Genomic DNA, 14,031 nt, shown 5'->3' on the forward strand with positions numbered 1-14,031 from the left:
CTTGGCTACTTCTTTTAAATTTCTATCTTCAATTTCTTCGCTTTCCTGAACCGGTTTCCTCTAATGGCTTGTTATTTTTCTGTTGATTTAGAAAAATCCAGTAAATCAGATACCGATATTTTTAGGTGGTCAGCAATCAATTTAATGCTACTAATTGAAACGTTGGTTTCAGCTCTTTCAATACGACCTATTTGTCTAGTATCAATTTCAGTTAATTCCGCCAGCTTCTCTTGTGTAATTTTTCGAAGATCACGAATTTCGACAATGCGTTTTCCAATTTTGACTAAATATTCTTGATCTCTATATTGTTTTCCCACCATGCAAAGTCCAAATATTATTGAAAAAATATTAGGACTTATTTGTCCTTTTAATCTGAGTTTATTATATTTGATTAATTAATAAAGAGTTATAAATAAGAGTTTTGCAGCTCCACATCTCAGGCCGTTGATGCAAAACAGTAGATTTATAGCCCATTCTTGTGTAGTTTATGCTATTTTAGCATTTCTAAATGAGAGTGGGTTTCTGCTGTAATTCCATATCAACGTAAGGCCTGAGAAACTTTAAGGAGCTATGGTAGGTAGAAGCCCACTTTTATATTTTACCCCAACAAGACTCGTAGAACCATACGAGTATGAAAACTAAACCCATTACCATTGCGGGGAAACCGCTTTCGCGGTTTTACAAACTACCTTTCGAAAAAGGGAGCAAGGTGTTAAGGTTAGCCACGCTTGAATCGCACAGCACATTCAGCGTAGGTAAAAAGCCTGAGCCGCTGGTTATACAATCGCTTTCTTTTGAACAGGGTTTGGTAACTGTTCAGGTTAAATTGGGAGGGGAAGAAATAAGGGTTTACCTTGCGGTAGAATACGATCATCTGTTGGTGAGCTGTAGTGTGGATACGGATGAAAGCTACCTTGGGCGTTATGCTTACCTTACTTTGCGCGCCATGATGCGGAATGGTTACTGCGATTTTCAGGAATATTACTGGCCAGCATGTTTTGCTTTGGGCAACAAGCGATCGAGCTATGTAGATGTGGTTAAAAAACCTGGCGGTTTTACCATTACATTGAAGAAAAAGTTTAGCGGTTTGGTTAGGCCTGGTGATGATTTGCCGGATGTTACGGAACGGGTGGTGGTACCGCGTGAAAGGTTGTCGGGTAAACACGACGTGGCACGCCTGGCCCCGGTTAGCATTGGTTATTGTTTCGCCAATACCGATCTGCAGCATTTCAACAGCAACCATTATCCTTTTTTAATTCCTTATGTTTTTGCGGCCACGGCTTACCTAAAAACGGTAAAATCTTTTAAACGTTTCGTTTTTAATGAGAACGATGTGGATGGCATAAGCCTCTCGCCACAACAGGAGGAGCTGAACAGCATTTGCTTCGCCATGAAACCGCTGGCGCCCATACGTTTTAGCGCCAATGGCCACCTGCCCGAAACTAATGCAATTAATGACGCGAACCAGCTCGCCCTTTTTAAGTTATGGCACAAGGCTTTACCGTTATTGATGCAACAACGTTTTACACATTACTTTTATAGTTATGGCCTGCGCAATGTTACTGGCAAACCTGTAATGCGGGATATGAAACTGGTTGATTTTACAATGGAGGTGCCTGTTTTAAGCTTTGTGTTAAAAGATGAGGGTGATTATTACGAACTGGAACTGAAGCTTAAGGTGAAAGGGAAAAATCTGCATTTTAATACCGATAAGCCTGGGCTATTTTTAGTTTGCGATAGGGTTAAACCGTATTTATGGTATTTGCTTGAGGCTGAAATGGATTATAAGCTGGTTTGGTTTTTTAGTAGGGTAAATTTTAGGGTGCAGGTACCAAAAGGGTATTATAGGGAGTTTTTTGAGGGGTTTGTAGAGGGGGTGGAGAGGTGGTATGAAGTGAAGAGGGGATAAGTTTTTTTTCGCTCTATGCCGCGAGGCATCAAACTTTTGAAGCATCAAAAGTATGCAAAAATGCTTCGTCAATCCAGCAATGGGCCTTTTGCGCATAGCCCTAGCGCATCAAAAAAACAGCGGCACTTTGTTTAATCAGGTATGTTGGTTAGTTTTTTTGGTCTGATTGAGCCCTTCGGGGTTTGTGTCGGGTTGTGGTTAGTGAAAGTTAGTAGGTTCCCCGTGACACAAAACTCACTGCGTTTGAGGTTTGGTAGTGCTAGTTGTGCTGATCTGCAACTGTTTTTTTGATTTTTCTGGCCCTTGGGATTGACGGGCGTACTTCGGTTAAGGTTGTGGGGGTGGTGAGAGGGAGTTGGCAAAGCGCTTAAAGAACTAGCTGTTTAAGGTTTAGTAGTGGTCTTCATCCGATGACTACCGGATCCCGCGCAGGTGGGAACCACGGAGTGCTCTGCGAAGCTAATCTTAATGCACTCGCTATTTTGTTGCCCTAGCTCGGGCTTGCCTCGGCTCACCGCCGCCGAAGGGCTCTTTCTTTTGGCTTGGCCCAAAAGAAACAAAAACCCAAGGCTTGCATCCTTCCTTGTAAAAACCTACGGAAATCTAAATTGCGGCAGTATCGAGGCTCTCAGCCTGGCTTATTCCACCGCTCCCGCTTTGATCCTGCCTTGGGCTGTGGGGTATGAAGTGGGGGTGCAAAGATTTCCGTGCTTTTTCCGGCGGAAATCTGCGAGGCCGGGTAGCAAGGTGCCGATAGCGTGATGTATAGGGATAATTTCTAATACGGTCGTCATTCCCGCGCAGGCGGGAACCTTAAAGCGTTTGCTATTATCTGCCCTTCGCGCAGGCTTGCCTCGGCTACCGATGAAAAATCGGTACAGGTCCACCGCCGCCGAGGGGCTCTTTCTTTTGGCTTGATCCAAAAGTAACAAACCTGAGCGCAGCGAAAGCATGCCTGCCATTAAAAATAACAAACACAAAGGCATAACTGAAAGGCTTGCATCCGTTTTTTATGTGTTCATATTGTTTTTTATAGGTATAAAAGATTGCTGCGCAATTCTTGTAAAAACCTACGGAAATCTTTATCGCGACAGTATCTAGGCTCTTACCCTGGCTTATCCCATCGCTCTCGCTTTGATCCTGCCTTGGGCTGTGGGGTTATGAGGGGGAAGTGCAAAGATTTCCGTGCTTTTTCCGGCGAAAATCTGCCAGGCCGGATAGCATGGAGCAGATCGCGTGGTGCAAAGAAAGAAATGCATTATTTCTAATACAATAAATTCGTCATTGCGAGAAGGCTTTTTCAGCCGACGAAGCAATCTTTATAGCCGGGATCACTAGCAGGAAAGATTGCTTCGTAGTTCCTCCTCGCAATGACGACCTTTCGATAGAAACCTGCCAATGATAGCCTGTCAAAGGATCTCCTTCCATTATTTCCTAGGCCGGTAGCAGGGTGCAGATCGCATGAAGCACAGGATCTATAAGCTGTTGCATTAAGATCCCCGCCTGCGCGAGGATGACGGATTTTCTTTCTGTAAATCATTTCTAAACGATGAGGGGAACTCTCCTCCTGATTTAGGAGGGGCGGGCGGTTAAGAATAGAATTCTCTTTCAGTCCTTTCCCTTTCGGGGGAAAGGTGCCGATAGTCGGATAGGGGCTCTGTGTTCCTCTGTGTTTTACTTTGTGTCCTCTTTGGTTAATTTTTGAGCTTTGACCGATTTCAAAAACACAAACCCCACCACACCTGATAGTATAGAAGCCGTTAATATCGCAAACTTCGCTTCTGATACATGCAGCACTTCGCTAAAAGAAAGCAGCGCAATAAATATCGACATGGTAAAACCAATTCCGGCGAGCATGCCCAAACCTAAAATATGTTTCCAGCCTGCGCCGGTGGGTAAATCGGCCCATTTCAGTTTCACGGCTAACCAACTGAAAAAGGTTACGCCGATGGTTTTACCTGCAAATAAACCTACGATAATGCCGAGGCCTAAAGGAGAAATTAATCCGGTTAACATTTCTTTCTGGAAAGTGATATTGGTATTCGCTAAAGCGAAAATAGGCATAATGATGTAATTAACGGGAGTGGTTAAAAAATGCTCCAGTTTTTCTAATGGCGATTCTTCGTCTGTTTCGTTAGTGGGGATGGTGAAAGCCAGCAATACTCCTGCAATGGTGGCATGGATGCCCGAATGGTGGATGAAATACCAGAGGAATACACCGGGGATGAGGTAAAAGACCAGTTTCTTTATACCGAAGTAGTTCATTAACGCTAAAAGCACAAGAATACCGCCGGCCATGGCAAGATATTCGAAATGGATCTGGTTGGTATAAAATATTGCGATGACGAGAATGGCGCCGAGATCATCAACAATGGCCAGCGCAGCCAGGAATATTTTTAAACTGGTGGGTACGCTTTTACCGAGCATGGCAATAATGGCAAGTGCAAAGGCAATATCGGTAGCCATAGGGATGCCCCAGCCACCTGCAGTTTCTGTATTGTTATTGAATAGTGTATAAATGAGGGCAGGTACAAGCATGCCTCCTAAAGCCGCAATTACGGGCAAGGCTGCACTTTTAATGGAAGAAAGTTCGCCCTCCAGGAGTTCGCGTTTGATTTCGAGTCCGACCAAAAGAAAAAATATGGCCATTAAGGCATCGTTTATCCAGGCGAGAATACTGTAGTTTACTTCACCAAAGCCTAATTTGATGGCTAAAAAGTTTTCGAAACTTTCTTTTGAAGCGGTATTGGCAATGATTAGGGAGATGGCTACGCAGATCAGTAATAGGAAACCGCCCACTTGTCCGGAGCGGAAGAAACGCTGAAATACTTCTAGATTGATGAGTTTAGGCATAGCGGTAAAAATAGGGAAAATGAAGGGGGAAGGGGAAGTTTTTGTGAGTAAATCTATTATTTTAATGGTATGGATTTAGGTTCTATTGAAAGTTATCTAATACTGTCGTTATTCCCGCGCATGCGGGAACCTTAATGCTCTCGCTATTAATGTAATCAAATATGTAGCTTTTGTCTGGCTGTTTTCTGTCATCCTGAGGCACGAAGGATCTTTTACCTAAAGATTCTTCACGGTGTTCAGAATGACAATTGAAGGTTTGTCCTTGGCTCGGGCTTGCCTCGGCTACCGATGAAAGATCGGTACAGGTCCGCCGCCGCCGAAGGGCTCTTTCTTTTTTCAGTTGTGTATATTTTTTTATAGGCCTTCAAGCTTGCTTCGCAGGTTGGCTTGGCCCAAAAGAAACAAACCTGAGCGCAGCAAAAGCATGACAACCGATAAAAACAAACAATAAAAGGTCATAAACCCAAGGCTTGCATCTTTTCTTGTAAAAACCTACGGAAATCTTAATTGCGGCAGCATCGAGGCTCTTAGCCCTTGCTTATTCCACCGCTCCCGCTTTGATCCTGCCTTGGGCTGTGGGGTTATTAGGGGGAAGTGCAAAGATTTCCGTGCTTTTTCCTGCGGAAATCTGCCAGGCCAGATAACAGGGGGCAGATAGCATGTGTGCTAGAAAGAAATGCGTTATTTCTAATACAATAAATTCGTCATTGCGAGAAGGCTTTTTCAGCCGACGAAGCAATCTTTATAGCCGGGATCACTAGCAGGAAAGATTGCTTCGTCGTTCCTCCTCGCAATGATGATATTTCTTAGGTATCTATCAATGGTAGGTACGAAAAGATCTTTTGATCGGAAGATTCTTCACTGCGTTCAGAATGACAAAAAAAGTATCAGGTTTTTCGGTCTGCGGCTTTTCGTTTTATTATAAATCTGAACTTATTTCAGGATTTATAGGGTGTTGCATTAAGATCCCCGCCTGCGCAAGGATGACGGATTCTTTTTCTGAAAATCATTTCTAAACGATGAGGGGAACTCTACCTCTTGATTGAGGAGGGGCGGTGGGGTGGTTAGGAAATAGTATCCTTGCACTTTTTTATAGGATTGCCTCATTTTTTTCTGTCAATCCTGATGTACGAAGCAACCTTTATAGCCGGGATCATTAGCAGGAAAGATTGCTTCGTCGTTCCTCCTCGCAATGACGATATTTCTTAGGTATCTATCAATGGTAGGTACGAAAGGATCTTTTGATGGAAAGATCCTTCGCTGCGCTCAGGATGACAATAAAAATCCACAGACCTTTCGATCTGCGGCTTTTCGTTTTTTTCGTCATTCTGAACTTGTTTCAGAATTTGTTAAAATGCTGATCCGATGTTAAATTTAGAGCTTATGACGCATCTTGCATTAAGATCCCCGCCTGCGCGAGGATGACGGATTCTTTTTCTGAAAATCATTTCTAAACGATGAGGGGAACTCTACCTCTTGATTGAGGAGGGGCGGTGGGGTGGTTAGGAAATAGTATCCTGGCACTTTTTATAGGATTGCCTCATTTTTTTCTGTCAATCCTGAATACGAAGCAACCTTTATAGCCGGGATCATTAGCGGGAAAGATTGCTTCGTCGTTCCTTCTCGCAATGACGATATTTCTTAGGTATCTATCAATGGTAGGTACGAAAGGATCTTTTGATGGAAAGATCCTTCGCTGCGCTCAGGATGACAATAAAAAAGCCACAGACCTTTCGATCTGCGGCTTTTCGTTTTTTTCGTCATTCTGAACTTGTTTCAGAATCTGTTAAAATGCTGATCCGATGTTAAATTTAGAGCTTATGACGCATCTTGCATTAAGATCCCCGAATGCGCGGGGATGACGGAAAATCGCTTAAATTATGGTTTCTTGCCAATATTTACCCTGATATTCACTTCGAAATCGCCATCGGTATAACCACTGATGGCCGAAGTAGCGGTGTTGTAATAAGCCATGAAATATAAGGTTGATTTGTAATTCATGCCAAAACCCACCGTAGCATTTTGCGTATTGTGGTACATGGCCATTACGTAAAGTTTATCATTCGCGAAATTGGCATTTAAACCGGCATCCCATAAATTTTTATAATTTTTAATGCCTCTGAAAACACCTTTAGGTTCCAGGCTAATTCCATTGATGCCTTCGCCTATACTAAATTTGTAACCTACCGCTGAATAAAATGTTGGCTTATCGGCAAAGTTTAGATCATCTTTTCTAAAAACAGAACGCATATTAGGCACGGCACCTTCAACGGTTAATCCTTTCGAGGTGTAAGAGATGCCGAAATCGCCATCCAGGTAATAACCCCTATCGTTAAAACGGGCGATGGATGGGTCGTTAATATCGCTGTTTCTTACGCTGCTTAAATCGAGTTTATCCTGACTGGCGCCAAAGGAGATCCCGAAGTTCAGTTTCTGATCATCACTGTTTAAGGGGAGGTGATAGGCAAAGGTTCCAACGGCTTTGGTGCGCTGGATGCCGCCCGATTTCTCGTTATAAATGTTTACGCCCCAACCCACTTTGTTAACCTGCTGATCTAAAGTTACGCTTTGGGTAATGGGTGCCCCCGGAATGTTAGACCATTGCTTGCGGAAACTGCCGTTAATGTTAAACCCTTCGTTAATACCTGCCATGGATGGATTAACCAAATAGCGGTTTTGAAAATATTGCGCATTGAGCGGAAGGATCTGTGCCTTTACGCTGCAAGCAAATAATGTACTGGCTGCAAATAGAAACGTTACGCGACGCATTTGCTTTATGTTTTTGGTAATTGCTTTCATGTCTGTAATTAGTCTCTAATGATGTTGATAAAACCTTTGAATGTACCAATGCCTTTACCGAGATCGATAATGTAGTAGTAGGTGCCTTCGCTTAAAGGGCTACCGTTTATGGTTCCGTCCCAATCGTTGGCATAAGTTTGTTTGGTATATAAAATCCGCCCTGCTTTATCAAATATTTTTAAGGTATTGTTTGGGTAATAATCGATGTTTTTTACGATAAATTTATCGTTATACCCATCACCATTAGGGGTAATTACTGTACTGGCTTCTAACTTATAATCTTCGGTTACGGTTATTAAAATCGTTTGATCGCTAACACAACCACTGGCGTTGGTTACGGTTACTTTATAGGTGCCGCTTTGTTTTGGCCTGATGGTTGCCGATGCGGTATTTTGTCCGCTAGTGATTTCAGTACCTGTCCAGCTGTATTGTACACCACCGGTTGCAGTTAATATAATGGCATCGCCTTTAGAGATGGTTACACCCTTATTGCTGCTGATGGAAACCACAGGTAAAGTATTTACGGTTATAGTAGCGGTTCCGGTTTGCGCCTGACCGCAATTTGCATCTTTAACATTTACTAAATTATAGGCAAAAGTACCGGCTGCATTAGTGGGTGCCGAAACCGTTACCGATGCACTTGTAGCGGTTGTCGTTACCGTTTTACTTGTTCCGCCGTTAATGTTATAGGTAAAAGTATAAGGTGCAGTTCCGTTTGCACCCGTAAAGGTGATGGTTTGGGGCGCTCCGTTTAAACAAACTGCAGCTGTACCTGTTACAGTTGCTGTAGCGGTTGAAGTTACCGTTAATTTGAAAGTTTTGGTGATCTTGTCTACACCTCCAAAGTCTGTACCTCCATTATCCATTACCGTAACCGTGATGTTGGCTACACCGCTCACATTGTTTTTTAAGTGGTAGGTAATGGTTCCTTTATCGGTACCGTTTGCTGCTACGGTTAATACATCAAACAGGTTGGCATTATCTGAAGTAACAGCAAGTGTGGTGTTTTGCGTAGTTTCCGGACCGGCAGAAATCCCGGTTAAGGCAATAGTTTGGTTAGCTGGGCTATAACAAACGGCCTGATCGGTCACCGCATCAAGTGTTGGGGCACCATTACCGAATAAATACCTGGTTTTAATCGGGTAGTGATCTGTTGTGGTAGAACTGTAGTTGGTTACCAGGGTTTTAACGCCATCTAAAACCTCGGCCGAGGCCGGGATGTAATTGAGGTTAAGGCTCTTGGTAATAATCACGTTATCAATTACGGTATTAAATCCGGCGGTTGATTGTTTTCCGGCTAAACTTAAAGGTAGGGTAACAGGAAAATAATTGGCTGCATCTTGTGTAAAATCGGAATACGATGTACCTGTGCCTGCAGGCATTGGGGCAATGGTTTTATTGGCATCGAGCACGTCGTTAAAATCGCCCAGGATGATTACCTTTTTACCTGGCAGGTTAAGATCTAACCAATCTTTTAATTGTTTATTTCCGCTTTTTCTACGGTTGTAGGAATCAATCTGATCGGCTGTGGTGCCTGTGTTGGCTTTGGCATGGATCTCCACAAAATAAACCGTATCCAGTTTATTGTTGATCTTTACCTGTGCCTGCATCATGTAAGGGAAACGGCCCGACGACCAGTTTTTGTAAGGGGTACCATCGGCACTGGTTGCCGGTACAGCAGGGTTATAGGTATCTCTTAAAATGCCCAAAGTAGAAATGGGCTTAATGAGATCGGTGCGGTACATAAAAGCCAGTTTTTGTGCCAAGGGATAATCGGCATCGGCTTTGTTATCGGCGTATGATCCGAACTCGCTGAACACCACATTGTATCCTGCCGGTAAAACCGTGTTCCGGAATAAAGTGGTATCTACTACCTCTGCGAAACCATAAATATCTGCATTAATATTGTTGACTATGGTTTTAACGTTTGCAGCTTGTAATACATCGTTTGATGGATCCTGAGCCGGGCTGCCAAACCATTCGATGTTCCAGTTCACTACCTCCAGCGTATTGGCAATATCAAAAGTGTTTCCGCTAAAGGCAACGGTTTTGTTTGCCGAACCAGCAGTAGCAATATTTGCATTTCCGGTATAACTGGTATTTACTGCCGTTGGCGAGAATTTGGCATAAACCGTTTGTGAAGTATTGTTGATATCGGCTTTCGGATAGGTAATGGTGCTGCTATACGTTCCGGTGCTGGTTTTAGACAGTGTAAAGTTGGCCGGAGCAGTAACGGTAACATCACCCGTGAGGTTTCCGGCAGAAAAACCAAAGCTGCTGGCTGCAGAAGTGGTGTTGGTTGCCTGAAAACCGAAATTGATGCTTGATGGCGAAGTGGTAATATCAACCGCTGGTGGCGTGTTCGAATTGGTTACCGCAAAATCATCAACTGTCCAACGGCTGGCCGATGAAGTGGTAGAATTATATACAATAGCCACATAAACTGGCGTGGCTTTATAGGCAGATAAATCGATATTGTCTGATTTGGTCCATTTATCGCTGCCCGTTTCAGGGAATTTACCATCTAAACTGGTCCATGTAGCCAGTGCAGGATCGCCGGAGCCGGTATAATTGGTGGAAATTTTAAGTTGTAGTTTATCTCCTGCGAAAGCAGATCTCGTCCAGAAAGATAAAATAGCATAGTTAAATGAGCTGATATTTAAGGCTGGTGAAATCAACCAATCTTCATTTAAAATGTTACCGCTAGAATAGCCGTTAATCTGCAGTGCATTTCCTGAACTTGCTACACCTGTTGGGTCGGAGGCATCATGACCGAAAGTAGTGGTACAGCCCCAGGTTTGCGGACCAGTTACGCTGTATTGATAAAAACCATCAGACAGGGCCGAGCTGCCTACTGTTGTACAGTTTTCGAAATTGAAAGCCGTTTGGTTAGGATCTACTGCCGGACCGGTTAATGAAAGTGAAACCGAAGTTGCGCCCGCACTGCTATGTAAAACGGCACCAATTGAATTACCTACCGCTGTTGGGCTGAATTTTACATACACCGTTTGATTGGTGGCTAAATCGGCCACACTATAACTTAATGTGGTAGAAAAAGTAACATTATCTTTAGAAATAGAATAAGGTGCAGTGGTGGTTAATGTAGTGGCATTGGTTAAATTACCGGCAGAGATTACATAACTTTTTGAAGCTGATGTAGTATTGATGGCCTGATTGCTGAACGCCAAAGTTTTTGGCGTAACCACCAGGTAGGGACCTGAAGTAGAAACAGGTTCTGTTACCGAACTGTTCTGTGGATTAGGTCCCCTCACAATAAAATCTGACGAATTTTCATCGCTATCGTATCCATTACCTGCAAATTCTTCTGTGCCACCAATACCCATGGTGGTGGCATTTGATGTTGCACTTGCCTTTCTTTCAATTGATGTGGTGTTGGTTGTAGCAGGTGCAGGGGCAGTACCTTCGTAGCCATTTGCTGTTCCAAAACCAACTTTATCAATAATATTTGCATTAACCGGGTTTGCACCTGTTTGTGGGGTAGCCGAATTGCTTAACAATATTTTTCCGGTTGTACCCGATAGTGTGAGTGTACCAATTTTATCTGGTGTCGGTAAATCTAATGTACCACCTGTGCCCGCTGATTGTTGGATCAGGTAAAAACCTTTGGGAGCGATAGAACCCGATAAGGTGGTTGCTGCCCAGCTGCCTGTACCGGTAGCACTTGCATACTGAACGCTCCAGCCGGTTAAATCAACAGCACTAAGTGTTGGGTTATATAACTCAATAAAGTCGTTTTTATAGGTAGCGCCGCTGTTGCCACCGCCACCATAAACTTCAGAAATAACCACGTGGTTGGCGCCTGTTGGTTCTTTAATGGTGGTGTTTTGCGGATTTGGAGCAGTAACCACAAAATCGGTACTGTTGTTATCGGTATCGTAACCGTTGCCGTTAAATTCTTCTGCACCGCCTACTGCTAAAGTAGCCGCTGTTGAAGTGGCACTTGCTTTACGCTCAATAGAAGTGGTATTTGAGATTAGCGGTGTGGGCGCGGTTTCGAAACCGGTAGCGGTTGGCCCAAAACCTACTTTATCTATCACTGCAGTTGTTGACGGATTGGCTCCGGTTAAAAGCACATTCGAGTTGCTTAAAATTACTTTTCCGGTTGTACCAGATAAGGTTAACGTGCCGATTACATCTGGTGTAGGCAAACTAACCGTTCCGCCCGCACCAATAGCCTCCTGAACCAGATAGAAACTTTTTGCAGGTATACTGCCGGTTAAATCTGTTTTAGCCCAGGTACCTGTACCTGTAGCATTTAAATACTGCACACTCCAACCGGTTAAATCAACTGCGGTATTGCCAGGGTTGTATAATTCGATAAAGTCGTTTTTATAGGTAGCGCCGGTATTTCCGCCACCGCCATAAATTTCTGATATGACGATGTGTGTTGCTGCTGCAGGCGGTGTTGTACCCGTACCTGTTGTGGTAATATTCTGTGTGCTTGCACCAGTACTCGAAATACTGATATTACCTGATGCCGGGCCTGTCGTTGTCGGGCTAAAGCGTGCCGAAACTGTTTTGCCTGTAGCCAGCTCAGCCACGGTATAAACCAGAGAACTGCTATAGGTAACATTATCTTTAGAGAGGTAAAAAGGTGCTGTAGAGGTGATATTTACCACATCAGTTAAGCCAGTTGCGCTCAGGGTAAAAGTTTGTGCAGTTGAATTGGTAGCTGTATTTTGAGAACCGAAATCGAAAGCGGTTTGGTTTACCGTTAAAATGGTTGATAAGCCGTTTCCGCTTACCGTAACGTTAACAGGAGTGGCACCGGTACTGGTACTGGTAATTGTGCCATTGGCATTGCCTGCAGCTGTTGGACTAAAACGTACATAGACCAGTGGTGATGCTGCAACTTCGCCTGTAGTGTAGCTGATGGAATTGCTAAAAGTAATATTGTCTTTCGAAACAGCAAAAGGTGCTGTAGTATTTACAGAAACACCTGCGGTTAAATTGGCCCCGCCTAAAGTATAACTTTGTGCTGTAGAATTTGAATTGATGTTTTGATCGCCAAAAACCAATGTCGTATTTGAAGCTGAAAGAACCGGTGTTGCGGTAGCGCTGCCTTTTGGGGTGATGCTAAAATCGTCGATCGTGTAAATACCGTCGCTTCCTAAATCGTCGGTATCCGTCCAGCGGATATAAAGCGTAGCACCATTTGTCCAGGTAATGGCCGTAATGCTCCCCGAAATAGCGGTTTGATTGGCAGGAAGATTTCCATCAACACCAGCCGCGGCAGTAGTGGTGGTTAACTTTTCGTTAAGGTCCATACCAGAAAGCGGTAGCCAGGTGGCCGATGCATCAGCAATGCTGGTGGCATTAAAGCTATATTCGAAGTTTAGTTTTTCGTTTACGGTAGCGTTTGAACCAGTTCTCCATTGCTCCATCACGCCCGATAAATCGATCGAGGTTACTGTTGCGCCCGTATTGTTCTGGAAGCCGGCACCGAATCTTGGTGCCAATGCTGCAGAGGCCAAACTTCCTAACGAGCGGTCGGCCGCTCCGGCTGTGCCTGTATTGTAAGCTGCGCCACTGTTTGATGAAGTGGTGTAAACCGCTAATGTTAAGGCCGAACCTACGGCTGCGGTGCTTGTGCCGCTGGCTTTAACAGCGCTCCATCCGGTAACTGTTGAGGTTCCTGTTGCCGTCATGCCGTCGAAATTTTCTGATTTAGCTGTATTTAATGCCGTTAATGAAACCTGTGCAGATACTTTATAAGCGAAAACCAGAAAAAGTAAAATGAGAAGTAAAGGTCTTTTCATATAGTTAGTTTTGTTTACAACAAATGTATATGCAATTGCCTTATTATCAGATTAACTTAATGTTAATTCGAACGAATGTGGAAAAATAAATGTAATATGATGTAATTTTATGATTGTATAAACGTTACTGTGCTTTTTGAATATATTAATGCTTAGTGGAGAGATCTTTGGTCTTTTTATGAACACCGTTCGTCATTCCCGCGCAGACCTATCGTGTGGACACATTTCTGTTAGCTGCATTCGTTTTTTATAGCACATATCCCTAATGCGATCGTCATGCTGAATTTATTTTACAAGTAGAAGTTAGTATTTTCAATTGTCTTGTAGCTACTACGTGGTCAGCATCTTTCTTGCTATTAACTGGTTCTCATTCCTTAAGAAGCAATAGTTTTGGGAACAAATGTTAATTTTTTCCGCTCTTTGCCGCGGGGCATGGTAGTTTTTCGCATTTATTAGTTGTTTTCAATTGTGCTCAAGAATGCTTCGCATTTTGGAGCGCCAAAGTACCCAAAGCGCTTTGTCAATCCAGCAATGTGGCTTCTCACCGCCCATGCTGATCAAAAAAACAGTGGCACTTCGTTTTGTGTTCGATTTATATTAAATTTTGAATTCAACGCTAATGAACACAAAACCACTGCGTTTCAGGTTTGGCAATGCTATTTGGGCAATTGTGCACCTGTTTTTTGATTC

5 protein-coding genes are annotated in these 14,031 nt (G+C 43.5%); 1 reads left to right on the forward strand and 4 read right to left on the reverse strand.

From position 1 onward, the window contains the following. Positions 1–71: 71 nt before the first annotated feature. Positions 72–320 carry a helix-turn-helix domain-containing protein gene (locus OQX63_RS21820; RefSeq protein ID WP_265852921.1) on the reverse strand — a complete coding sequence of 83 codons (249 nt, stop codon included), beginning with the start codon at positions 318–320 and terminating at the stop codon, positions 72–74. A 311-nt stretch (positions 321–631) separates the two neighbouring features. Here OQX63_RS21820 and OQX63_RS21825 point away from each other — a divergent pair, with 311 nt between their 5' ends. Continuing rightward, complete coding sequence (locus OQX63_RS21825; protein ID WP_265852922.1) at positions 632–1,909, forward strand: hypothetical protein; 1,278 nt, start codon at positions 632–634, stop codon at positions 1,907–1,909. 1,674 nt (positions 1,910–3,583) lie between these two features. Here the strand turns inward: OQX63_RS21825 and nhaA are convergent. The 3 genes from nhaA to OQX63_RS21840 all read right to left on the reverse strand — a co-directional run bounded on the left by nhaA (position 3,584) and on the right by OQX63_RS21840 (position 13,341). Next, a complete protein-coding gene (gene nhaA / locus OQX63_RS21830; protein ID WP_265852923.1) occupies positions 3,584–4,762 on the reverse strand; it encodes a Na+/H+ antiporter NhaA in 1,179 nt (392 codons plus the stop codon). A 1,878-nt stretch (positions 4,763–6,640) separates the two neighbouring features. Then, positions 6,641–7,561, reverse strand: coding sequence for a PorP/SprF family type IX secretion system membrane protein (locus OQX63_RS21835; RefSeq protein WP_265852924.1), 921 nt, complete (start codon positions 7,559–7,561; stop codon positions 6,641–6,643). Positions 7,562–7,569: 8 nt separating this feature from the next. Beyond that, complete coding sequence (locus OQX63_RS21840; protein WP_265852925.1) at positions 7,570–13,341, reverse strand: lamin tail domain-containing protein; 5,772 nt, start codon at positions 13,339–13,341, stop codon at positions 7,570–7,572. Between the last annotated feature and the right edge of the window lie 690 nt (positions 13,342–14,031).

The sequence above is a fragment of the Pedobacter sp. PF22-3 genome (assembly GCF_026239555.1).
In the GTDB taxonomy this organism is placed as follows: Bacteria; Bacteroidota; Bacteroidia; order Sphingobacteriales; family Sphingobacteriaceae; genus Pedobacter.

Coding starts and splice junctions, on each gene's coding strand:
- OQX63_RS21835 (WP_265852924.1), bottom strand. CDS start 7,561: ATGAAAGCAATTACCAAAAACATAAAGCAAATGCGTCGCGTAACGTTT.
- OQX63_RS21825 (WP_265852922.1), top strand. CDS start 632: ATGAAAACTAAACCCATTACCATTGCGGGGAAACCGCTTTCGCGGTTT.
- OQX63_RS21840 (WP_265852925.1), bottom strand. CDS start 13,341: ATGAAAAGACCTTTACTTCTCATTTTACTTTTTCTGGTTTTCGCTTAT.
- nhaA (WP_265852923.1), bottom strand. CDS start 4,762: ATGCCTAAACTCATCAATCTAGAAGTATTTCAGCGTTTCTTCCGCTCC.
- OQX63_RS21820 (WP_265852921.1), bottom strand. CDS start 320: ATGGTGGGAAAACAATATAGAGATCAAGAATATTTAGTCAAAATTGGA.